Consider the following 20,830-nt stretch of genomic DNA (forward strand, 5'->3'; position numbering starts at 1 on the left):
GATTAAGGCAACCGCGGGCCTGTCGCAACGTCGCTCGCAGGGACTCCGGGCCACCGGTTCCGGTCCGGCCCCCTTGACGGCACGCGCCGGGCCGTGGGCAATGGCGGCATGTGCGGACGCTTCACCCTGACCAGCCCGCTGGAGGCGCTGAAGGAGCTGTTCGGCTTCGTCGAGCGGCCGAACCTGCAGCCGCGGGCCAACATCGCGCCGACCCAGGACGTCCTGGTCGTGCGCCTCGGCGAGGACGGCGAGCGGCACGCCGTCTCGCTGCGCTGGGGCCTGCTGCCGCCCTGGGCCAAGGACCGGAAGATCGGCGCCAGGTTCATCAACGCGCGCTCCGAGACGGTCGCGACCCAGTCGGCCTTCCGCAAGGCCTTCGCGGCGCGCCGCTGCCTGATCGCGGCCGACGGCTTCTACGAGTGGCAGGTGCGCGAGGCCGGCAAGCAGCCCTTCCGGATCTGCCGCGGCGACGGCGCGCCCTTCGCCTTCGCCGGCCTCTGGGAGCGCTGGCACGACCCGCAGGAGCCGCGTGAGGCGCCGGCCGTGGAGAGCTGCACGATCCTGACCACCGACGCCAACGACCTGCTGCGGCCGATCCACCACCGGATGCCGGTGATCCTGCCGCCGGCGGCCCAGGCCGCCTGGCTGGCGCCCGACGCGGGGCCGGCGGCCCTGCAGGCCCTGCTGACGCCGCTCGATCCCGCCGGCTGGCGGGCCTATCCGGTCTCGCCCCGGGTCAACAAGGTCGCCAACGACGACCTCTCGCTGCTCGAGGAGGTCGAGCCGGGGGCAGCCGCCCCGCCGCCGCGGCAGCAGAGCCTGTTCTGAGGCGCCGTCCCTCCCGGGGGCGGGGGCCGTCCGCTCAGTCGCCGACCGGCCGGTATTCCGCCTCGCCCGGCCGGCCGTCGGCGAACAGCCAGACCGGCCGCACCGGCGGGCCGGCGTGGCGCTTCTCGATGCTCGGCAGGGCGAGCAGGGAGGAGGAGACCGTGCCGAAGCCGTCGTGCCGGACCACGGTCATCGCCGCCTCCTCGCTGCCCATCTCCTCGGAGCGCTCGGCAAGCAGGGCCTGCCAGGCCGACCAGTCGCCCGCACCCGGATCGGGCGCCGGCGCCGCCTCGAAGCGCGGCAGGAAGCGCCTGATCCGCGGGCTGACCGGGTCGTTGCGGTCGAAGGCGGTCAGCATGGTCAGGCCGGGCGGCAGCGGGGTCACCTCGATGCCCTCGGCCGCCTCGCCGACGTTGCGCAGCCAGAAGGCGTCCCGTTCGTCGGCGATCACCAGGTTGAAGCTGCGGTAGGCCCGCGGGTCGAGGTCGGCCAGCGCCCAGGCCGCCGCCGCGGCCTCCGCGTGGTCGAGCGCCTCCAGCACCAGCTCGCCGCGGCTGCGCTTGCCGGGGGCCGGGCCCAGGCTGCCGCGCCGGTTGAGCACCGCCGCCATCACGCCGTGGTCGTTGAGGCCCAGCCAGGAGCCGCCGGACAGCGCGTCCTGTCCGGCCACCACGTCCGGCCGCTCCGGCCAGTGGCGCCCCGGGGGGCGGCTCGGACGATCGGTCATTTCGTCTCGATTGGTGCCGGCGATCAGCGGCCAGTCGTGGTCGGGCCGGCGCAGGAGGACGAGGGTGCACATGGGAAAGGAGGGGCCTCAGAAAAGAACCGGGAACGGCTCCGCACGAGGTTCACGGAACCAGAGCTTGTCGCTATAACCTAGCCGCGCCGGGGCGCGACGCCTATCTCAGGCGTGACGCGCCCCTGGCGCTGCCGATTTGACGACCGACAGATATCGAGCCTGCCCGACGGCGGCTTCGCGAGGAAGGACCCGAGATGAGCTTCCAGGACCGTGAGAAGGCCTTCGAGGACAAGTTCAGCCACGATTCCGAGCTGCAGTTCAGAGTCGAGGTGCGCCGCAACAAGCTGCTCGGGCTCTGGGTCGCCGAGATGCTCGGTCTGAAGGGCGAGGAAGCCGATGCCTATGCCCGTGACGTGATCTCCTCGGATTTCGAGGAGGCCGGCGACGACGACGTGGTCCGCAAGGTGCTGGGCGACCTGAAGGCCAGGGACATCGAGCTCTCCGAGCACCGCCTGCGCAAGAAGATGGACGAGCTGCGCGACGTCGCCAAGCGACAGGTGATGACGGAGTAGTCGGCGGCCCGCCGGGACCGGCGGGCCCGGGCCGTCTTTCCCTAGAGCGCCGGCCCGGGCCGGATCGGCGTGCCGTCGGAAAAGCGTGCGAAGCGGAAGCGCGAGAGGTCGTGCCCGGCCGGCCGGCCCTGCAGGAGGTCGGCCATGACCCGGCCAGCGGCCGGACCGATGCCGAAGCCGTGGCCGCTGAAGCCGGTGGCGACATGGAGGCCGGGCAGGTCGGCCAGCGAATCGAGCACCGGCACGACATCGGGCAGCGTGTCGATCATGCCGGCCCAGACGTCGGTCAGCGCCAGTCCGGCCAGTGCCGGCAGGCGCTCGGCGAGACGTCGCCTCATCAGATCCGCTGCGCCGGGCGAGGGCAGCGGATCGAGCACCCGCATCCGTTCGAAGGGGCTGGCCTCGTCGGGCTGCCAGCGCCGCGGCGTTCCCCAGGCGTCGGGATAGCCGCGGGGCGCCGCGGGACGCAGCCGCGTCTCCCGCCAGGACTCGCGGATCGTCTGCCGGAACGGCCGGAGGAAGCGGAAGGAATCGGGCCCGATGAAGTGGTCGTGCCGGTCGCCGAGCGCGAGGCTGTAGCCGCCGTCGAGCCGCCGGCGGAAGGCCAGCCGGCCGTCGACCGCGCCGCCGCCGAAGACCGCGGGGCCGGGCGCCGTGCGGGCAACGGTGGCGCGCATGGCCAGCTGCGGCAGCGAGAGATCGTGGTTGCGCAGGAAGAGTGACGACCAGGCACCGCCGGCCAGCAGCACCCGCTCGGCGCGGATCCGGCCCCGCTCGGTGACGACGCCGGCGACACGGCCTGCCGCCAGGTCGAGGGCCCGCACCGCGCAGTCCTCGGCGATGGCCGCGCCTTCGCGCTGCGCCGCCCGGGCCAGCGCCGGCACGGCCTGCCAGGGCTCGGCGCGGCCGTCTCCCGGGCAGTGGATGGCGCTGCGCCAGCGCCCCGGCCGACCGTCGATCAGCGAGTCGATCTCGCGCGGGCCGAGCAGGCGGATCTCGAGCTGGTGCTCCCGGGCGGTGTCGACCACCGACTGGTGCGCCGCCTCCTCGGCCTCGGTCTCGTGCAGGTAGACGACGCCTTCGGCCCGGAAGCCGAGATCCTCGCCGGTCGCCTCGGCGAGACCCTGCCAGATCCGGTTGGCTTCCATCATCAGGGGCATCTCGGCGGGGTCGCGGCCGAGCCGGCGCACCCAGCCCCAGTTGCGGCTCGACTGCTCGCCGGCGATCCGGCCCTTCTCGCAGAGCACGACCCTGACGCCCTGGCGGGCCAGATGCCAGGCGGTCGCGACGCCCGCGACGCCGCCGCCGATGACGACGACATCGGCGGCCTCCGGCAGCCGGTCTCGGAACTGCAGCGGGCTGCGGGCGGTGATCGGGCCCAAGGGCGGCTTCCGGGCTAGCGGGCCGGCCGGGCAGGGCGCCCGTCGCCGGTCCCGCCGGACATCCGCCCGCTTTTCCGATTGCCGATCATCACCGCTTCCGCCGCCCCGCCGTCCGTTCCGGCGCGGGAGTATAGCGGCCCCGCCGGCGGCTGCCAGGGCCCTCGCGAGGGCTCCCGGCCGGGGCGGTCAGGCGGCCTTCACGGCGGCCAGGAACTGCTCGACCTCGCGGAACAGGGCCTCGGCCTCGCCCGTCAGGCGGTCGGCGACGGTCAGCACCTGGCCGGCCGCGGTCCGTGTCTCGCCGGTGGCCTGCTTGACCTCCTCGACGTTGCTCGTCGCCGAGCGCGTGCCGGTCGCCGCCTCCTGGACGCTGCGCGCGATCTCGCGCGTCGCCGAGCCCTGCTGGTCGACCGTGGCCGCCATGGTCGCGGCGATCTCGTTGATCCGGGTGATCGTCGCGCCGATCGAGCCGATCGCCTCGACGGTCTGGCCGGTGACGCCCTGCATCGCGGCGATCTGGGTGCCGATCTCCTCGGTCGCCCTGGCGGTCTGGGTCGCGAGGTTCTTGACCTCGGAGGCGACCACGGCGAAGCCCTTGCCGGCCTCGCCGGCGCGCGCCGCCTCGATCGTCGCGTTCAGCGCCAGCAGGTTGGTCTGCTCGGCGATCTCGTTGATCAGCGAGGTGACGGTGTCGATTCGGCTCGCGGTCTCGGCCAGGCTCCCGACCAGCTTGTTGGTCCGCTCGGACTCGCCGGCTGCCTCGCTGGCGACGCCCGAGGCCGTGTCGACCTGGCGGCCGAGCTCGTCGATCGCGGCGGTCAGCTCGTCGGCGGCACTCGCGACAGTCTGAACGTTGCCGGAGGCCTGCTCGGAGGCGGCCGCCGCCGCGGTGCTCTGCCGGGCGCTCGTCTCCGAGGCGGCGTCGATCGACCGGGCGCTGCGCTGCATCTCGCTGGTGGCCGACGACAGGGTGTCGGCGAGCGCGGCGACGCTCTTCTCGAAGCCGGCGGTCAGGGCGTCGATGCGCTCGGCGCGTGCCGTGCGCGCGGCCTCGGCCCGGACGTGCTCCTCCTCGAGCTCGCGAGCCTTGATCAGGCCGCTCTTGAAGACCGCGACGGCGCGCGCCATGTCGCCGACCTCGTCGCGGGCCTCGCCGTCGGCGACCTCGGTGTCGAGCGCGCCGCCGGCGAGTGCGGTCATGGTCTCGGTCAGGCGGCGCAGCCGGCGGATCACCGCGACGCGCACCAGCGACAGCACGGCACCGGCGGCGATCAGGAACAGCAGCGCGGTGATCGCCAGGGTCAGACGCTGGCTGGCGACGAAGCCCTCGATTCGACGGTTTAGCAGGCGCTCCAGCTCGGCCGACGCAATGCCGTAGAAGCGGTCGAGCGTGGCCAGGGTCTTCCCGGCTTCGGCGGCGTCGACCGCCGCCTTCTCGACTTTCTGCTGGAACTGGAGGTCGGCCTGCTTCGCGGCCTGGTAGCTGGCGTCCAGGTTGGCCTTCAGGCTGCCGTCGGCATTGCCGCTGTAGCCGGAGGCGACGGAGCCGTCGATGCCGTCGCCCAGAGAGCGGATGGCTCCGAGCGCCAGGTAGAAGTCGACCTTCTCGTCGTTGCCGATGCTGCCGTCGGCCCAGATCCTGCGGCTGAGCACGCCCATGTCCGCGACGCGGTCGATCAGGTCGGGCAGCTTCAGCAGCACCAGGTCCATCGCGTAGAAGCTGTCGAGGTCCGGATCGAGGATCAGGTTCGACTTGTCGCCGATCCGGCCGATCAGGGCGCGCAGGCTGTGCTGCGCGGCGGCCAGCGTTTCGGCCGAGCGGGTCTCACCGGCTGCCGCCAGGGCATCCCCGGCCTGCTTCGCCAGCTCGGCGCTCTCCATGCCCTCGCCGTAGCGCGTCTCGAGCGCCCGCACGCGCTCGGCCGGCGGCACCGGGTTCGTCTCCGCCAGCACCGCCTTGGCCAGCTCGGCCTGCACGCCGTCCAGGCCGCGCAGGTAGAGCGTCCCGGCAATCTCCTTGCCGGCGAAGTCGATCGCGATGTTCTGCTGGCCGATCAAGGCCCAGATCAGGTAGGCGATCGGCACCACGAACAGAAGCGAGGCGATGCCGAGCTTCTGGGAGATCTTGAGAGCGGCCATGGGTAGGCTCCGCACGAACTCGGTAGGGAGGGCCACCGAGTTAGTGCCCCAATTTCCTAAAAGGCGCTTAACTGTGAATGAACCGTGACGGCGCCCCCGCTGCGCGGGGCCGCTTGTCCGGCCGAAGTTCGCTGCAGCGCCGCGCCGCTCGACGGTCCGCCGGGCGGCCCGCCCGCCTGCCGCTGAGCGGCCGGCTCAGCGCCCGAACACCCGCTTCAGGATCTCGTCGACCCGCTTGGTGTGGTAGCCGAGGTCGAAGACCTTCTCGAGCTCCTCGTCACCCAGCGTCACCTCGGGATCGGCCTTGAGCTCGGTCAGGAAGTCGGCGCCTTGCTCCCAGACCTTCATGGCGTTGCGCTGGACCAGGCGGTAGGCCTGCTCGCGGCTGACGCCGGCCTGGGTCAGGGCCAGCAGCACGCGCTGGGAGTGCACCAGGCCGCCCAGGCGGTCGAGGTTGCGCTGCATCGCCTCGGGATAGACCAGCAGCTTCTCGACGACACCGGCGAGGCGCGCCAGGGCGAAGTCGAGGGTCACCGTCGCGTCCGGCCCGATCATGCGCTCGACCGAGGAGTGCGAGATGTCGCGCTCGTGCCACAGCGCCACGTCCTCGAGCGCCGGCACGACCGCCGAGCGCACGATCCGGGCGAGGCCGGTCAGGTTCTCGGTCAGCACGGGGTTGCGCTTGTGCGGCATCGCCGAGCTGCCCTTCTGGCCCGGCGAGAAGAACTCCTCGGCCTCGCGCACCTCGGTGCGCTGCAGGTGGCGGATCTCGATCGCCAGGTTCTCGACGCAGCCGGCGACGACGCCGAGCGCGGCGAAGAAGGCGGCGTGGCGGTCGCGCGGGATGACCTGGGTCGAGACCGGCTCGGGCGCAAGGCCGAGCTTGGCGGCGACGTGCGCCTCGACCCGGGGGTCGATGTTGGCGAAGGTGCCGACGGCGCCGGAGATCGCGCAGGTCGCGACCTCGGCGCGCGCCGTCTGCAGCCGCGTCCGGCAGCGCGCGAAGGCGGCCCAGTGGCCGGCCAGCTTCAGGCCGAAGGTCGTCGGCTCGGCGTGGATGCCGTGGCTGCGGCCGATGGTGACGGTGTCCTTGTGCTCGCGCGCCCGCTTCTCCAGCGCCTCCAGCAGCCGGTCGAGGTCGGCGAGCAGAAGGTCGGCGGCCCGGGTCAGCTGCACGGCGAGGCAGGTGTCGAGCACGTCGGAGGAGGTCATGCCCTGGTGCACGAAGCGCGCCTCCTCGCCGACCTGCTCGGCGAGCTCGGTCAGGAAGGCGATGACGTCGTGCTTGGTCTCGCGCTCGATCTCGTCGATTCGGGCGATGCGCTCGGCCGTGTAGGGCTTGTCGCCGCGCGCCCAGACCGCCGCGGCCGCGGCCTTCGGCACGACGCCCAGCTCGGCCAGGGCGTCGGTCGCGTGGGCCTCGATCTCGAACCAGATCCGGAAACGGCTGGCCGGCTCCCAGAGCGCGGCCATCTCCGGGCGGGAATAGCGCGGAATCATGCGGATGGTCTCGTCGACGTGCGTGAGGTGCCCCTTGTCGCCGCCGGGACCGGCGCTGTCAACGGGCGGCGGCGTCCGCCGCCGCGGCCTCGGCCCGCCGCCGGCGCAGGTTGCGCAGCTGCGCCTGGGCGACCCCGGCGACGACCAGCAGGCCGCCGGCGACCTGTTCCCAGCGCGGCGGCAGGCCGAGCAGGGCGGCGGTCACGGTCGCGGCGATCGGGATCAGGTTGAGGTAGAGCGAGGCGACGACGATGCCGAACTGCTGGACGCCCAGGTGCCAGGCGACGACGCCGAGCGTGACGCCGCTGGCCGAGATCCAGACCATCAGCGCGAGATCGAGCAGCGGCGGATCGCTCGGCAGGGGGGCGACGAGGCCGGCGGCGTCGGCCGCGAGATAGGCGGCGAGCAGCCAGAGCACGGCCGGCAGGATCGTCAGGGTCGTCGCTCGCAGCCGCGAGACGCCGCCCAGGCGCCGGGCGACGGCGATCGAGTACCAGGCCCAGAACAGCAGGGCGAGCAGGATCAGGGGTTCGCCGCCGCCGAAGGCCAGGCCGTCGTCGAGGTGGCCGAAGTCGATGCCGACCAGCGCCGCGCCGGGCACCGACAGGATCATCGCCAGGCCCAGGCCGGGCGCCAGCCGCTGGCCGTGGAGCAGGCGGTCGAGCAGGGCGCCGATGATCGGCGCCGCGGCGGACAGGATCGCGGCGGTGACCGGGTCGGTCGCGGCGAGGCCGAGCACGAAGCAGCAGGAGAAGCCGGCCATGGCGAAGCCGAGCTCGGCGAGGCTGCGCCAGCCGACGCCCTGCGGCCGCAGGGCGCCCGTCCAGCGCAGCGGCGGCTCGCGCCAGAGCAGCAGCAGGAGCAGCAGCGGCAGCGCGAAGAGATAGCGGGAGACGGCGACCTGCATCGGATCCCAGCGCTCGAGCAGCAGCGTCATGAAGGGCACCGGCGTGCCCCAGGCCAGGACGACGAAGAGCAGCGCGCCGAGGCCGAATCTGGATCCCTGCATGACTTTCCCTCTACGCGCAAAGGGCGAAGAGGGGAAGCGCGGTCGGCGCCGCCTGCCGTCCGGAGAATGCAAAGCCTTTTTAACGGGCCTTTGACTACAATGGCGCACCGGGCTTCAGCGTTTGCGGAGAGTGAGGATATGGGGGTTCGCATGCTGCGACGGGCGGCGCTGACGGGCCTGGCGTTTCTTTCGGTGGGGCTGATCGCGGCGGCGACGTCGGCAGCGGCCGACGAAGGCTTCGGCCAGGGATCGAATCCCGGCGCTCCGACCCAGGTCCGACTGGTCTACGAGGTCGACCCCAACCCGCCGCGGACCCTGGGCACCGGCACGGCCGTCGACTGGAGCAAGCCGGGCCTGACCCTCGAGCTGCTGCGTCTGGTCGGCAAGCGGCTCGACGTCGACTTCGTCTTCCAGCGCGTGCCCTGGAAGCGCGGCCTGTTCATGGTCCAGCACGGCTTCGCCGACGGCCTCTTCCACACCAGCTACGTCGCCGAGCGCGAGCCGCTGCTGACCTATCCGCGGCGGCCCGACGGCTCGATCGACGACTCCCGGCAGATCTTCAGCCAGAGCTACGTCCTCTATGTGAAGAAGGGCTCGCCGCTGCGCTGGGACGGCAAGGCCTTCGAAGCGCTCGACGGACCGGTCGGGGCGGTGGCGAGCTATGCGGTGGCCGACGATCTGCGCCGCCTGGGCGTCCAGGTCGAGGAGGAGCGCTCGACGATCATCAACCTGCGCAAGCTGATCGAGGGACGCATCGCCGCCGACGCCGAGCTGCAGACGATGGCCGACCCGGAGATCCGGCGGCATCCCGAGATCGCCGTCCAGATCGAGAAGCTGGAGCCGCCGCTGCGCACCAAGCCCTATTTCCTGACCTTCAGCCACCAGTTCCAGGATGCGGCGCCGGCGCTGGCCGAGCGGATCTGGGACGCCATCGCCTCGGTCAACGCGTCGCCCGAATTCAAGGCCATCGTCGAGACCTACGAGTGAGCACCTGGGGCAGCATGCCAGCGCGCAAGGCAGCCGGCGAGAGCGAGAGACCCGCCGCGCCGTTGGCGCGCCGGCTGTTCCTGCTGGTGCTCGGCAGCTACATCCTGGTCGCCGTCGTGATCGTCGGCCTGCTGCTCGCGGAGATCTGGCTGAGGGCGACGCGGGACCTGGCCAACGAGCTCGAAATCTACCGCAGCGCCTTCCACGATCCGCTGGCCAACTACATGTGGTCGCTCGATCGCGAGGAGCTGGTCGCGGCCGTGCAGGGCATGGCGCGCCTGCCGGGCATCGCCGGCGTGCGCGTCGTCGAGCCGAGCACCGGCGAGGTCGAGGCCCGGGCCGGGGACACCGACGTCGACGACTGGCTGAGCGTCGACCGCTTCCCGCTGGTCTACCGCCACGACGTCGGCGAGACCCAGGTCGGCGAGCTGGAGGTCTATCGCAGCCGCTGGCTGATCTGGCGGCGAATCTGGCCCGGAGTCCTGCTGCTGCTGAGCACCGCCGTGGTCAAGACGGTGGTCCTCTGGTGGCTGTTCCTCTATTTCAGCCGCCGCCTGCTCGACCGCCCGCTCGGCCGGCTGACCGCGGCGGTCCGCCGGATCGACGAGCACGGCGTGGTGGCCGAGCCGGTCGACAGCGGCGTCACCGAGCGCAACGAGCTGAAGATCCTGGAGGAGACGCTGAACGCCATGGCCCGGCGCGTCGCCGACGCCGTGCGCGAGCGACGGATCGCGCTCGACGAAGTGGCCGGGCACCGGGAGCGCCTCGAGGCCGAGGTGGCGGTGCGGACCCGCGAGCTGACGACGGCGCGCGACCGAGCCGTCGCGCTGCGCATGGAGGCGGAGACGGCGAATCAGGCGAAGAGCCGCTTCCTCGCCAACATGAGCCACGAGCTGCGCACGCCGCTCAACGCCATCATCGGCTTCGCGGAGCTGATCGAACGGCGCGCACGCGCGGCCGGCGTCGAGTCGACCTACGGCGAGCCGGCGGACAACATCCGCGAGGCCGGGCTGCACCTGCTCGGCCTGATCAACGATCTGCTCGACCTCTCGAAGATCGACGCCCGGCACCTGGCGCTCAAGGTCGAGCCGATCGACGCGCGGGAGCTGGCCGACGCCTGCCTGACGCTGACCCAGGCGACGGCCGATCGGCACGGCGTGCCGATCACGGTCGAGATCCCGAGCGACCTGCCGCCGCTGCTGGCCGACAGCCGCGCGGCCCGCCAGATGCTGGTCAACCTGCTGAGCAACGCCTGCAAGTTCTCGCCCCCCGGCCGGTCCTGCCGGCTCGGCTTCGCGGCCGAGGACGATGCGGTCCGGGTCTCGGTCACCGACGAGGGGGTCGGCATGACCGCCGAGCAGCTGGAGACCGCGATGCTGCCGTTCCAGCAGGCCGACCACGACCCGCTCCACCGCCGCGAGGGTTCCGGCCTCGGCCTGCCGCTGGTCAAGGCGCTGATCGAGCTGCACGGCGGCCGGCTGGAGATCGACAGCGCGCCCGGCCGCGGCACCTGCGCCAGCCTGGTCTTTCCGGGCCGGCCGGCCGGCGGCGCCAAGGTCGCGGTGATCCGCCGGGCGTGACCGGAGGGCGAAGCGGCGTCCGAGGAGCACTGCCCTTGCGGCCTGCTAACTGCCGTCGTAAGCTCATGTCGCGCCGCAACCTAGGCAGGTGGGCTACAACCCATGCGACGGTGCCGGGGCAGTCGCCGGGTGTCTGGTCTCGGCGGGCGGTGGCGGGAACGGCTCGCGATGCAGATCGCTGCAACGTTAGCGAGTCGGGAAGGATTGGCCCTGTAGCCTACGGTCTGCCGTGCCGTAAAGTCGTAGGTAGGCATCGGATCACGTCGACGGGGAGCTTGGCGGTTGGCTAGCTCGTATTTCGACAGAGCCCTGAGCGCGGTTGAGCATTCGATCGAGCACCACCGGCTTCGACTGCCGACGGATCGGCCGATCATGCGAGTCACCTTCGACCACGAGCCGAGCTGGGACATGGTCAATCTCGTTCGTGATTTCGATCACGATGCGCTTCCGGTGTTTGGTCAGGCTTTACGGATCACCGACGCCTACTACGGCTGTTTTGAAGCCGACTTCGAACCGTCCGACCGCAGGCCTGAGGCGCTCGAAGGTGTTGTCCGGCGGGTCATGCAGGAGTCGGATTTCGACGACCTCGTCGCGAAATACCGCATCATTACGGTCACGCTGTTCAACTTTCCAGGCCACGCCATCCAGCTGACGGTGGACTACGGCGAGGCGCCGACCTGCGGACTTAGCCTGCCAGGATGAAAGCCGAAGCCGTCGATTCGTGACGGCATGCTGGCGCTGACCTGACGGTGCTGTTCCGTGTGCGGAGGTTGGGGTTGCGGGTGTCGACCCCGATCCCTATCATCTGGAAGTTGTGCCTATCGGCTGGATCGAGGCGGTGCCGAACAGAGCGACGACCACCCGGGTGAGGAGAGCGGTGAAGCCCGGGCGGCCTGCACTCCGTGTCCCCGTTCTCATCCTCTCTGTCATCATCGATCCCGAGCACAGGCGGATCTGCGATCTCCTGCCCCAGGCGGGGCTTCAGAGGGAGCCGGAAACAGAGACCGACAGACTGCTCGAGATCGAGCGATGGCACCTCAAGGTCGGCCCGAAGCTCAGTTTCGAGGTCGCCACGGCCTTTATCAACGGCATGGGCAACGCGCGCAGCGCCATGGAGACGCTGCTGTTCCTCGAGCGCATCTCCCCGAAGTTCATCTTCCTCTGCGGCATTGCCGGATCTCTCTGCCCGGACAGGATCCGGCTGGGCGATGTCGTCGTCGCGAGACAAATCAACTGGTGGAACCTGAACAAACTCACTCGGGAGGCCGCGAAGGTCGAGGAAGAGGGGCCGGCCAAGTATCTTTCGCTGGGCGATCATTTCTTCCGAAAGGATATACGGGCCGAAGGCAAGCAGGACAAGTTCTGGGATCGTCGTCTGGCTCGCTTCGTGGACGATCATCAGGACCTGCTCCGGTCGAACATCGATCGGAGGCTGCTGGCGCTTCGCAGCGAGCTGCAGGCCGACGAGCCCTACAGCAATCGTCTCCATTGTGGCGACATCGTTTCCTGGGAGTATGTGCTGAGTGACTCGGAAGTCCGCGATGCGATCTTCCACGATCCCTACGGTGGCAAGGCGATCGAGATGGAAGGTGCGGGGTTCGCAGCTGCGGTCGCGCGCCGAAACGAGGAGGTCACTCGGAGGGCTCGAGCCGCACGACAGGTGATCGAGAGCGATACGGTCGGCTTCGTCTTCAGGGGCATCACCGACCTTTGTCACGACAAGGGCAGCGAGCCGCAGGAATGGCGTGAGGTCGCGATGTTCAATGCGGCACAGGCGGTGATTGATTTTCTGAAGAGGCTTTCGCCGGACGATTTTCGGCGGTGAGATCTAGAGCGCGATCCGATCAGGTCGAATTGACCTGATCGGTGAATCGCCCTCTAGAATCATCTGATTAGAGACTGATTCACCGATCGCATCGCGGCGATGCGATCGGATCAGGCTCTAGCTGGGCGCATCTCGCGGGCGTGCTGCGAACGGCGCTGCCGGATTCGGAAAGCTCGTTGATTTCGGATGGTCCGGCGGCCACTCTGCCTGCCTTTCACCTGCGGTGGTGACGGCAGAGCCGCCGCGGTCCTCTCGAGCCGCGAGTCCCGACCCATGAATCAGAAAGCGGACGAGCTGCGCCGGCTGCTGGCCGGGGACGAGCTGCTCGTCATGCCCTGCTGCTTCGACGCGCTCTCGGCCAAGCTGATCGCGCAGGCAGGCTTCCCGCTGACCTTCATGTCGGGCTTCGCCGCCTCGGCCTCGCGGATCGGCGCGCCGGACCTCGGCCTGATGAGCTACGGCGAGGTCGTCGACCAGGCGCGGGCGATCTGCGAGGCCGTGGACATCCCGGTGATCGGCGACGGCGACACCGGCTACGGCAACGCCATGAACGTGCGCCGCACGGTGCGCGGCTTCGCGCGTGCCGGCTGCGCGGCGGTGATGATCGAGGACCAGCTGGCGCCCAAGCGCTGCGGCCACACGCCGGGCAAGGAAGTCGTGGGGCGCGACGAGGCCTTCGACCGGATCAGAGCGGCGGTCGACGCCCGCGCCGAGGACGACATCCTGATCCTGGCCCGCACCGACGCGCGCCATGAGCACGGCCTGTCGGAGGCCATCGAGCGCGCGGCCCGCTTCCACGAGCTGGGCGCCGACATCCTGTTCGTCGAGGCGCCGAAGAGCGAGGCCGAGATGCGCGAGATCTGCGCCGCGCTGCCCGGCCCCAAGATGGCGAACCTGCTCGAGGGTGGCGAGACGCCGACCCTGCCCCACGAGGTCCTCGCCGGGATCGGCTACCGCATCGCCGCCTATCCGCTGACCCTGATGGCCGCCGCGATGCAGGCGATGGTCGAGGCGCTGGCGGCCCTGAAGCAGGGGCCGGTCGGCCCGGAGCGGCTGATGGACTTCGCCGAGCTCAGGCGGCGCATCGGCTTCGAGGACTACTACGCGACCTCGGCCGCCTACCGCTCGTCGGTCCGGCGCATGGGCTGACGCCGAGAGCCGGACTCAGATCAGCCCCTTGGCCCGGAAGCTCGCATGGCCGCCGCGGGCGATCACGACGTGGTCGTGGAGCACGATGCCGAGCTTGGCCGCCGCCTCGGCCAGCTCGCGGGTCATCTCGATGTCGGCGCGGCTCGGCGTCGGGTCGCCGCTCGGGTGGTTGTGCACCAGGATCAGCGCCGAGGCGTTGAGCTCGAGGGCGCGCTTGACGACCTCGCGCGGGTAGACCGGGGTGTGGTCGACCGTGCCGCGCTGCTGGCGCTCGTCGGCGATCAGCTTGTTCTTGCGGTCGAGGAACAGCACGTGGAAGCACTCGACCGGCTCGTGGGCGAGGCGGATCGTCAGGTAGTCGAGCAGCCGGTCCCAGGAGCCGATGACCGGCTGCTCGCGCGCCTGCGCGTGGGCGAGACGCGCCGCGGCGACCGAGACGATGCGCAGCGCGCCGATGCCGGCCTCGCCCAGGCCCTTGATCGCGCGCAGGCGGTCGGGCGGGGCGGTCAGCACGGCCGCCAGGTCGTTGTCAAACTGCCGCAGCAGCTCCTTGGCCAGGGGCTTGGTGTCGCCGCGCGGATTCCCGGCGGCGAGCAGCAGCTCCAGGATCTCGTAGTCGGCCAGCGTCTCCGCGCCGCCGTTCAGCAGGCGGTCGCGCACCCGGCTGCGGTGCTTCAGATAGTCGGGCTTGGTCTCGGCCTCGCCCACGGGACGGGCCGGGCGGCTCAGGCCGGGTAGGGCGGGCGGTCCCAGCCCTTGGGCGAAGCCGTGAAGACCTCGTAACCCTCGGCGGTGACGCCGATCGAGTGCTCGAACTGCGCCGAGAGCTGGCGGTCGCGGGTCACCGCCGTCCAGCCGTCGTCGAGCAGCTTCACCTGCCAGGTGCCGCTGTTCACCATCGGCTCGATGGTGAAGAACATGCCCTCGCGCAGGACCACGCCGGTGCCGGGCTTGCCGTAGTGCAGCACGCTGGGCGCGTCGTGGAAGACGCGGCCCAGGCCGTGGCCGCAGAAATCGCGCACGACCGAGAAGCGCTGCTTCTCGACGAAGGACTGGATGGCGTGGCCGACGTCGCCGAGCGTGGCGCCCGGCCTGACCATCTCGATGCCGCGCCACATCGCCTCGAAGGTCACGTCGACGAGGCGCTTGGCCTTCACCGGTACCCGGTCGCCGACGAAGAACATGCGGCTCGTGTCGCCGTGCCAGCCGTCGAGGATCACCGTGATGTCGATGTTCAGGATGTCGCCGTTGGCGAGGCGCTTCGACTCGCTGGGAATGCCGTGGCAGACGACGTGGTTGACCGAGGTGCAGATCGACTTCGGGAAGCCCCGGTAGCCGAGCGGCGCCGGCACCGCGCCGTGCTCGACGATGTAGTCGTGGCACAGCCGGTCGAGGGCCTCGGTGGTCACGCCCGGCTCGACGTGCGGCGTGATGAAGTCCAGCACCTCGGCGGCGAGGCGGCCGGCACGGCGCATGGCCTCGAACTCGTCGGCCGTGTGAAGCGTGATCCGCCGGGACTCCTGGAGGGCGGCGGCTTGATCCTGCATGGCACTTCTTTCCGAAAGAAACGACGCCAGCCACCGGCGCAGGTGACGCTCGGCGGCCCATGTGATCTGTCTAGTTTGCCACGGCTGGCCGCGTCTTCAAGCCTGGATGGCAGGACGGGACGCCATGCCGCCTGTCGCGCGGCGCGCCGCCGGGCGATCATGGCCGCCGCGCAGTGGCCGGCAGGAGGGAGCCGATGGACTATCGCAGGGACTTCGTCGTCAGGCCGGGCATCGGCGTCCGCCTCGCCGACATCGACCCCGGCTTCACCGGCGGGCACAGGTCGCACGACAAGGCGAAGCCCGAGATCCGCCGGCACGTCGAGCGCATGGACGCGCTGCAGTACCTGCTCTACGCCGATGGCAGGCAGTCGCTGCTGGTCGTCCTGCAGGGCCTCGACGCGGCCGGCAAGGACGGCACGGTCCGCCACCTGTTCAGCGGCATGAACCCGCAGGGCGTCTCGGTCGCCTGCTTCAAGCAGCCGAGCCCGGAGGAACTGGCCCACGACTTCCTGTGGCGCGCCCACCGGCGGGCACCGGGGCGCGGCGAGGTGGTGATCTTCAACCGCTCGCACTACGAGGACGTCCTGGTCGTGCGCGTCCACGACCTGGTCCCCGAGGCCGTCTGGTCGCAGCGCTACGAGCTGATCAACGACTTCGAGCGAATGCTGACCCGGAACGGCACGCGCGTGCTGAAGTTCTATCTGCACATCAGCCCCGAGGAGCAGCTGCGCCGCTTCAAGCAGCGGCTCGACGACCCGACGCGCCGCTGGAAGATCAGCGAGAGCGATTACACGGAGCGCGAGCGCTGGCCGCAGTACCTCGAGGCCTACGAGGAGGCGCTGGCCCGCACCAGCAGCGACTGGGCGCCCTGGTACGTCGTCCCGGCGAACCACAAGTGGTTCCGCAACCTGGCGATCTCGCAGATCCTGACGAAGACCATGGAGGAGCTCGACCTGAAGCTGCCGCCGACCGCCGTCGATCTCGCTGACATCCGCCGCCGCTACCACAAGGCGGCGGCGAAGCAGAAGAAGGCCCGCGGCTAGCCGCCCACGCCGCGGCTCACGACTCGAGGGCGAGCGGGCGGACCAGGGCGATGCCGTCGGTCGAGACCTCGCAGGCCCAGCACAGCGCCTCGACGCCGCGGGCCCGGGCCTCGGCGAAGGCGCGGGCGTAGCCGGGGTCGAGGTCGGCGGCGAGTCGGAGGCGCTCGCAGTCGCCGCGCTGCACGACGTAGAGCATGACCGCGCGGGCGCCGGCCTCGACCGCTTCGGCCAGCTCGACCAGATGCTTGGCGCCGCGTGCCGTGACGCAGTCCGGGAACTCGGCCAGGCCGGCCTCGCGGCGCAGGTGGACGTTCTTGATCTCGATGTAGCAGGGCGGCCGGCCCGCCTCCTCGAGCAGCAGGTCGATCCGGCTGTTGCGGCCGTAGCGGACCTCGCGGCGCAGGCTCGAATAGCCGGCGAGGGCCGGGATCAGGCCGCCGGCGATCGCCTCCTCGGCCAGGCGGTTCGGCCGGCCGGTGTTGATGCCGACCAGCGTGCCGTCGGCCTCGACCAGCTCCCAGGAGAAGGCGAGCTTGTTGCCGGGCCGCGCCGGCGCCAGCCAGACGCGGGAGCCGGGCTCGCGCAGTCCGAGCATGGCGCCCGGATTCGGGCAGTGCGCGGTGAGCTCCGTGCCGTCGGCCAGCACGACGTCGGCGAGGAAGCGCTTGTAGCGGCGCAGCAGGAGGGCTGCCACCAGGGGTTCGGCGAAGAGCATCGCCGGCTTGTTGGCACGGCCGTGCCGGGCCTGCAAGGCCACAGCCGAGCGCCTGCCGCGGGACGAGCGTCACAAATCCGCGCTTGTCCAAGCGGCGCGGGCGTTACAGGTTATCAGTCATGCGCGCTGTCCTTACCCCGCTCCTCGCGATCCTGCTCGTCGCCGGCCTGACGGCCTGCGCCGAACGCGGTCCGACCCGCCCGGCCGGCACTGCCGTGCCGCCGCCCTCCGCACCCGCGAAGGTGGCGCCGCCGCCCGGCGCCGCCGAACCGGCGGGCAGCGGCACCGCCCCTGCCGCAGCACCGGCCCCGGACACTGGGCAGGCTGCGCCGGCCAAGCCGGGCCAGCCGAGCGAGGAGGACGTCGCCGACTGCTATCGCTACGCCAAGGCGACGGTCGAGCACGACCGGCGCATCGAGCGCGACCGCGGCAGCTCGTTCGGCTTCGGCAGCCTGGGCTCGGACGTCGGCGCCATCTCGTCGCAGCTGTCCAGGGTCGGCGAGGGCTCGACCTTCGACCGGGCCTACGCCTCCTGCATGGCCGCCAAGGGCTACGGCAAGCAATGACCGCGGCCGAGGCCGGGGCGCCGGGGGCGGCTGGAGAGGGCGCCGGCGAGCGCACCGTGACCGCCGGCGTGGTGATCATCGGCAACGAGATCCTGTCCGGGCGGACCAAGGACGCCAACCTGGCCTTCCTCGGCGAGCGGCTGAACGCGCTCGGCGTGCGGCTGATGGAGGGCCGGGTCGTCGCCGACCTGGAGGCGGCGATCGTCGAGGCGGTCAACACGCTGCGCGCGCGCTACGACTACGTCTTCACGACCGGCGGCATCGGGCCGACCCACGACGACATCACGGTCGACTGCGTCGCCGCCGCCTTCGGCCGGCCGGTCGTGGTGCACCCCGACGCGCGGCGCCTGCTCGAGGCGCACTACGGCGCCGACATCAACGAGGCGCGGATGCGCATGGCGCGCGCGCCCGAGGGCGCCTCTCTGGTCGACAACCCGGTGTCGATCGCGCCGGGGCTGAAGATCGAGAACGTCTATGTGCTGGCCGGCATCCCGCGCATCATGCAGGCGCAGTTCGACAGCCTGGCCCACGAGCTGGTCGGCGGCCGGCCGCTGCTGTCGCGCAGCTTCCCGGTGGCGGTGCCGGAATCGGTGATCGCGCCGGGCCTGACCGCGCTGCAGGCCCGCTTCTCGAAGGTCGAGATGGGCAGCTACCCCTTCCAGCGCGGCGGCCGCTTCGGCACCTCCCTGGTGCTGCGCGCGACCGATCCGGCCCTGCTCGACCAGGCCGAGGCGGAGCTGCAGCTGCTGCTGCAGGAGCTCCGGGCCGAGCGGCTGCCGGAGCCGACCGCGCCCGGTGGGGCGGGCGCCGGGGCGGAAGCCGATGGCGAAACCGTCTGAGATCTGGAAGGCCCGGCTTCGCAGGGCCGGGATTCGCAGGCCCGGGATTCGCAGGCAGGGCGCCGGCCGGCCCGAGAGCGGCGCGCAGCTGCTGCTCTACCTCGGTGGCCACCTGGTCGTCGGGCTGCTTGCCGCCGTGCTGTTCTGCGCCGCGCTGCTGGCCTTCGACCTGTTCGGGCTGCGCGGCCTGCTGCTCGGCGACGCCGAGGGCTGGCTGGCGGGCGGGCTGCTGCTGTTCGGCCTGGCCGTGACCTTCGGCTCGGTCGCCATGGGCATCGGCGTGATGGGCCTGGAGCGCGATCCGCGCGCCTGACCCGCTGCGCCCCGCAGCCACGCACCCCGCAGCCACGCATCCCGCAGCGGCCACGGCCCCGCTGCGCGGGTCAGGCCTTCCGGCTGCTCTGCGGCTCGTCGAGTGCCGAGCGGCCCGCCCTCTGCTCCTCGAGCGGCAGCAGCGCGTCGATGTAGTGGCCCTGGAACAGCTGGATACCGAGCTCCTGGCCCTGGCGCACGACCTCCTCGGTCTCGCAGCGGTGCAGGATCAGGTGCTGCAGGCCGACCCGCTCGACCGCGGCCCGGATCTCGGCGCGGCCCTTGCCTTCCACGGCGCCGCGCAGCTCGTCGTTCCAGACCAGCTTGACGAACTCCATGTCCAGGTGGGCGCGGTCGATCAGCGGCAGGCTGTGGCGGGTCACGCCGTCGAGGCACAGGCGGTAGCCCTGCTGGCGCGCCAGGTCGCGCGCGAAGCTGTAGGCGCGCAGGTCGGCATAGACGTCGGGCTGCTGCAGCTCGATGATGATCTTGCCGCGCACGCCGACCGGCAGGTCCGCGTCGAACGACAGGAACGACGGGCTGAGCAGCGAGGCGACGTTGAGGTTGAGCGAGATGTAGCGGCCGAAGCGGCGGTCGCCGGCATGGCGCAGATAGGCCAGCATGCGCTTGTCCAGGATCTGGGTCAGATACTGGAACAGCAGGCGGTTCTGGGCCAGGTCCGTGTCCGGCGACAGCACCTTCTCGACCTCGCGGATCGAGGTGAAGAACTCGGTCAGCACGCGGCTCGGCCGCATGTTCTTGCCGATGGCGCAGACCGCCTGCTGGCGGACCAGCGAGGAGATGTCCGCCGAGTTGAGCGCGCGCTCCAGCTGGGCGAGGCCGCTGAGGTCGAGCTCCTGGCGCGGCTGGCGGCGCGTGCTCTGGGCCTCGATGCTGGCCCGGCTGAGCCGGCGCTGCTCCTCCTCGACCGCCAGCTGGCGGGCGTAGCTCAGGAACTCCTCGTAGTCGAGGCCGAGGTCGAACCAGCGCGCCAGGCCGTTGGCCTTGCGCATGCTGTCGGCCAGGGGATCGCCCTGGAGCAGGAAATCGACCTTCTCGACGGCCTTCTGCAGGGCCGTCGCCTCGCGCGCGAGGCCGATGAACACGACGTCGAAGTTGTCGAGCACGAAGAGCTCGCCCTGCAGGCCCTGGATGCCGGTCTCGAAGACCGAGACGGCGATGCGCATGTGCTGCGGCGGCGTCGAATCGGAGACCAGCTGCGACAGCCGCAGATGCACGGCGAGACGGCCGTGCCGGCGCTTGGCCAAGCGTTGCACGCTCTCCAGCAGCAGCGTCGCCTGCCGGTTCTGCTGCAGTCCATAGCGGGCGGCGATGTCCATGCCTCGGCCGACTCCCTCCTCGGCGAAATGCGTTGGCAAACGTCGCTGAAGCTAGGGGGCCAGCGATTAAGAAGCATTTAACCGCAATGCCGCGGACCTGCAGGCGTCCGCGCCGGCCGCTCAGGACTGATCGAAGGCCTCGCGCAGGGCCTGGGCGGTCTCCGGCGCGACGTAGTAGACGCCGTCGACGATGGTCTGCTGGGTCTTGTCCCAGCGCGTCGCGTCGAAGTCCCACTGGATCAGCTGGGCCTTCTTCTCGGGATCGTCGACCATGCGCCGCAGCCGGGTCGCCATGTCGCGCACGAAGCGGGTGGTGGTGCGCAGGTCCTTGGACTCGTCGACCGCCATCAGCTCCTTCATCTTGACCCGGCCGTTGCGGTTGGCGAACAGCGCGAGGCGTCGCTGCGCGTTGCCGGGCAGGCTGCGGACCAGGCGCGCGGCCTGCTCGTGGGTCAGCGGATAGGGTGCGCGCCAGCGCAGTTCGCTGTCTGGCGCGGGGGCGCCGGCGCCGCCGCCGAACAGCGCGAGCAGCTCCTGCTGGGCGGTCGCCGAAAGGCGTCGGAAGTCGCCGGCTTCGAGAACGATCTGCATGGTCGTGGACGGTCCTCCTCACCGCGGCCGGTGGGGGTGTCTGCGCTGCGCCTTCGCGTCCGGCCGCTCGCCCCTCGATAGTACCACGAGGCCGGTCGGGACGCGTCAGCCTGAGAATCGTCCTGGCCTATTCGCGCCGTCGGCGCTAAGGCAGGCGGCACGTCCGG

Annotated in this window: 21 protein-coding genes; 11 read left to right on the plus strand and 10 right to left on the minus strand. The window is 71.1% G+C overall.

The annotated features are described in order from the left end of the window. Window positions 1–108: 108 nt before the first annotated feature. On the plus strand, window positions 109–828 hold the full coding sequence (locus B9O00_RS28955) for an SOS response-associated peptidase (RefSeq protein ID WP_085126357.1): 720 nt from the start codon (window positions 109–111) through the stop codon (window positions 826–828). A gap of 34 nt (window positions 829–862) precedes the next feature. Here B9O00_RS28955 and B9O00_RS28960 read toward each other — a convergent pair whose 3' ends face one another. Then, complete coding sequence (locus B9O00_RS28960) at window positions 863–1,627, minus strand: NRDE family protein (protein ID WP_085126359.1); 765 nt, start codon at window positions 1,625–1,627, stop codon at window positions 863–865. Window positions 1,628–1,821: 194 nt separating this feature from the next. On the opposite strand from B9O00_RS28960, the gene B9O00_RS28965 reads away from it, so the two are divergent. Beyond that, on the plus strand, window positions 1,822–2,139 hold the full coding sequence (locus B9O00_RS28965) for a DUF1476 domain-containing protein (RefSeq protein ID WP_085126361.1): 318 nt from the start codon (window positions 1,822–1,824) through the stop codon (window positions 2,137–2,139). Between the two features lie 41 nt (window positions 2,140–2,180). On the opposite strand, the gene B9O00_RS28970 is transcribed toward B9O00_RS28965, so the two are convergent. The 4 genes from B9O00_RS28970 to B9O00_RS28985 form a co-directional block, all read right to left on the minus strand. Further along, entirely contained in the window at window positions 2,181–3,521 is a 1,341-nt protein-coding gene (locus B9O00_RS28970; RefSeq protein WP_085126363.1) for an NAD(P)/FAD-dependent oxidoreductase, read from the minus strand. 186 nt (window positions 3,522–3,707) lie between these two features. Next, window positions 3,708–5,660, minus strand: a complete 1,953-nt coding sequence (locus tag B9O00_RS28975; protein ID WP_085126365.1) for a methyl-accepting chemotaxis protein — start codon at window positions 5,658–5,660, stop codon at window positions 3,708–3,710. Window positions 5,661–5,855: 195 nt separating this feature from the next. Continuing rightward, on the minus strand, window positions 5,856–7,160 hold the full coding sequence (gene purB / locus B9O00_RS28980; RefSeq protein ID WP_085126368.1) for an adenylosuccinate lyase: 1,305 nt from the start codon (window positions 7,158–7,160) through the stop codon (window positions 5,856–5,858). Window positions 7,161–7,218: 58 nt separating this feature from the next. Beyond that, entirely contained in the window at window positions 7,219–8,169 is a 951-nt protein-coding gene (locus B9O00_RS28985) for a DMT family transporter (RefSeq protein ID WP_085126370.1), read from the minus strand. Window positions 8,170–8,319: 150 nt separating this feature from the next. On the opposite strand from B9O00_RS28985, the gene B9O00_RS28990 reads away from it, so the two are divergent. The 5 genes from B9O00_RS28990 to B9O00_RS29010 all read left to right on the plus strand — a co-directional run bounded on the left by B9O00_RS28990 (window position 8,320) and on the right by B9O00_RS29010 (window position 13,710). Continuing rightward, window positions 8,320–9,156, plus strand: a complete 837-nt coding sequence (locus tag B9O00_RS28990) for a substrate-binding periplasmic protein (RefSeq protein WP_085126372.1) — start codon at window positions 8,320–8,322, stop codon at window positions 9,154–9,156. A 14-nt stretch (window positions 9,157–9,170) separates the two neighbouring features. Continuing rightward, the gene (locus tag B9O00_RS28995; protein ID WP_143596388.1) at window positions 9,171–10,736 is read left to right on the plus strand and encodes a sensor histidine kinase; all 1,566 of its coding nucleotides are present in this window, start codon (window positions 9,171–9,173) and stop codon (window positions 10,734–10,736) included. A 372-nt stretch (window positions 10,737–11,108) separates the two neighbouring features. Continuing rightward, a complete protein-coding gene (locus tag B9O00_RS29000; protein ID WP_143596389.1) occupies window positions 11,109–11,438 on the plus strand; it encodes a hypothetical protein in 330 nt (109 codons plus the stop codon). Window positions 11,439–11,550: 112 nt separating this feature from the next. Beyond that, a complete protein-coding gene (locus B9O00_RS29005; RefSeq protein WP_143598807.1) occupies window positions 11,551–12,561 on the plus strand; it encodes a 5'-methylthioadenosine/S-adenosylhomocysteine nucleosidase family protein in 1,011 nt (336 codons plus the stop codon). Window positions 12,562–12,834: 273 nt separating this feature from the next. Continuing rightward, entirely contained in the window at window positions 12,835–13,710 is an 876-nt protein-coding gene (locus B9O00_RS29010; protein WP_085126381.1) for an isocitrate lyase/PEP mutase family protein, read from the plus strand. A 15-nt stretch (window positions 13,711–13,725) separates the two neighbouring features. Here the strand turns inward: B9O00_RS29010 and radC are convergent, their stop codons facing one another. Further along, the gene (gene radC / locus B9O00_RS33945; protein WP_235017223.1) at window positions 13,726–14,418 is read right to left on the minus strand and encodes a RadC family protein; all 693 of its coding nucleotides are present in this window, start codon (window positions 14,416–14,418) and stop codon (window positions 13,726–13,728) included. A 17-nt stretch (window positions 14,419–14,435) separates the two neighbouring features. Further along, the gene (map, locus tag B9O00_RS33950; protein WP_235017224.1) at window positions 14,436–15,257 is read right to left on the minus strand and encodes a type I methionyl aminopeptidase; all 822 of its coding nucleotides are present in this window, start codon (window positions 15,255–15,257) and stop codon (window positions 14,436–14,438) included. A 194-nt stretch (window positions 15,258–15,451) separates the two neighbouring features. Here map and B9O00_RS29020 point away from each other — a divergent pair, with 194 nt between their 5' ends. Next, entirely contained in the window at window positions 15,452–16,300 is an 849-nt protein-coding gene (locus B9O00_RS29020) for a polyphosphate kinase 2 family protein (protein WP_085126383.1), read from the plus strand. Window positions 16,301–16,316: 16 nt separating this feature from the next. Here the strand turns inward: B9O00_RS29020 and sfsA are convergent, their stop codons facing one another. After that, window positions 16,317–17,015, minus strand: coding sequence for a DNA/RNA nuclease SfsA (gene sfsA / locus B9O00_RS29025; protein ID WP_085126418.1), 699 nt, complete (start codon window positions 17,013–17,015; stop codon window positions 16,317–16,319). Between the two features lie 119 nt (window positions 17,016–17,134). Here sfsA and B9O00_RS29030 point away from each other — a divergent pair, with 119 nt between their 5' ends. Genes B9O00_RS29030 through B9O00_RS29040 form a run of 3 tightly spaced genes read left to right on the plus strand, consistent with a single transcriptional unit; the run spans window position 17,135 to window position 18,733 of the window. Further along, window positions 17,135–17,581, plus strand: a complete 447-nt coding sequence (locus B9O00_RS29030; RefSeq protein ID WP_085126385.1) for a hypothetical protein — start codon at window positions 17,135–17,137, stop codon at window positions 17,579–17,581. Beyond that, window positions 17,578–18,420 (plus strand): competence/damage-inducible protein A, encoded by an 843-nt coding sequence (locus B9O00_RS29035; protein WP_085126387.1) that lies wholly within the window; start codon window positions 17,578–17,580, stop codon window positions 18,418–18,420. Before B9O00_RS29030 ends, B9O00_RS29035 begins: the two co-directional genes overlap by 4 nt. Further along, complete coding sequence (locus B9O00_RS29040; protein WP_218822968.1) at window positions 18,404–18,733, plus strand: hypothetical protein; 330 nt, start codon at window positions 18,404–18,406, stop codon at window positions 18,731–18,733. Before B9O00_RS29035 ends, B9O00_RS29040 begins: the two co-directional genes overlap by 17 nt. 70 nt (window positions 18,734–18,803) lie before the next feature. On the opposite strand, the gene B9O00_RS29045 is transcribed toward B9O00_RS29040, so the two are convergent. After that, the gene (locus B9O00_RS29045) at window positions 18,804–20,072 is read right to left on the minus strand and encodes an EAL domain-containing protein (RefSeq protein ID WP_085126389.1); all 1,269 of its coding nucleotides are present in this window, start codon (window positions 20,070–20,072) and stop codon (window positions 18,804–18,806) included. Between the two features lie 120 nt (window positions 20,073–20,192). Further along, window positions 20,193–20,663, minus strand: coding sequence for a hypothetical protein (locus tag B9O00_RS29050; protein ID WP_085126391.1), 471 nt, complete (start codon window positions 20,661–20,663; stop codon window positions 20,193–20,195). Between the last annotated feature and the right edge of the window lie 167 nt (window positions 20,664–20,830).

The sequence above is a fragment of the Tistlia consotensis USBA 355 genome (assembly GCF_900177295.1).
Taxonomy (GTDB): domain Bacteria; phylum Pseudomonadota; class Alphaproteobacteria; order Kiloniellales; family DSM-21159; genus Tistlia; species Tistlia consotensis.

What these genes read in the sequence shown, in the direction of transcription:
- B9O00_RS28955 (WP_085126357.1), top strand. Translation starts at nt 109, where the DNA reads ATGTGCGGACGCTTCACCCTGACCAGCCCGCTGGAGGCGCTGAAGGAG.
- B9O00_RS28960 (WP_085126359.1), bottom strand. Translation starts at nt 1,627, where the DNA reads ATGTGCACCCTCGTCCTCCTGCGCCGGCCCGACCACGACTGGCCGCTG.
- B9O00_RS28965 (WP_085126361.1), top strand. Translation starts at nt 1,822, where the DNA reads ATGAGCTTCCAGGACCGTGAGAAGGCCTTCGAGGACAAGTTCAGCCAC.
- B9O00_RS28975 (WP_085126365.1), bottom strand. Translation starts at nt 5,660, where the DNA reads ATGGCCGCTCTCAAGATCTCCCAGAAGCTCGGCATCGCCTCGCTTCTG.
- purB (WP_085126368.1), bottom strand. Translation starts at nt 7,160, where the DNA reads ATGATTCCGCGCTATTCCCGCCCGGAGATGGCCGCGCTCTGGGAGCCG.
- B9O00_RS28985 (WP_085126370.1), bottom strand. Translation starts at nt 8,169, where the DNA reads ATGCAGGGATCCAGATTCGGCCTCGGCGCGCTGCTCTTCGTCGTCCTG.
- B9O00_RS28990 (WP_085126372.1), top strand. Translation starts at nt 8,320, where the DNA reads ATGCTGCGACGGGCGGCGCTGACGGGCCTGGCGTTTCTTTCGGTGGGG.
- B9O00_RS28995 (WP_143596388.1), top strand. Translation starts at nt 9,171, where the DNA reads ATGCCAGCGCGCAAGGCAGCCGGCGAGAGCGAGAGACCCGCCGCGCCG.
- B9O00_RS29000 (WP_143596389.1), top strand. Translation starts at nt 11,109, where the DNA reads ATGCGAGTCACCTTCGACCACGAGCCGAGCTGGGACATGGTCAATCTC.
- B9O00_RS29010 (WP_085126381.1), top strand. Translation starts at nt 12,835, where the DNA reads ATGAATCAGAAAGCGGACGAGCTGCGCCGGCTGCTGGCCGGGGACGAG.
- map (WP_235017224.1), bottom strand. Translation starts at nt 15,257, where the DNA reads ATGCAGGATCAAGCCGCCGCCCTCCAGGAGTCCCGGCGGATCACGCTT.
- B9O00_RS29020 (WP_085126383.1), top strand. Translation starts at nt 15,452, where the DNA reads ATGGACTATCGCAGGGACTTCGTCGTCAGGCCGGGCATCGGCGTCCGC.
- sfsA (WP_085126418.1), bottom strand. Translation starts at nt 17,015, where the DNA reads ATGCTCTTCGCCGAACCCCTGGTGGCAGCCCTCCTGCTGCGCCGCTAC.
- B9O00_RS29030 (WP_085126385.1), top strand. Translation starts at nt 17,135, where the DNA reads ATGCGCGCTGTCCTTACCCCGCTCCTCGCGATCCTGCTCGTCGCCGGC.
- B9O00_RS29035 (WP_085126387.1), top strand. Translation starts at nt 17,578, where the DNA reads ATGACCGCGGCCGAGGCCGGGGCGCCGGGGGCGGCTGGAGAGGGCGCC.
- B9O00_RS29040 (WP_218822968.1), top strand. Translation starts at nt 18,404, where the DNA reads ATGGCGAAACCGTCTGAGATCTGGAAGGCCCGGCTTCGCAGGGCCGGG.
- B9O00_RS29045 (WP_085126389.1), bottom strand. Translation starts at nt 20,072, where the DNA reads ATGGACATCGCCGCCCGCTATGGACTGCAGCAGAACCGGCAGGCGACG.
- B9O00_RS29050 (WP_085126391.1), bottom strand. Translation starts at nt 20,663, where the DNA reads ATGCAGATCGTTCTCGAAGCCGGCGACTTCCGACGCCTTTCGGCGACC.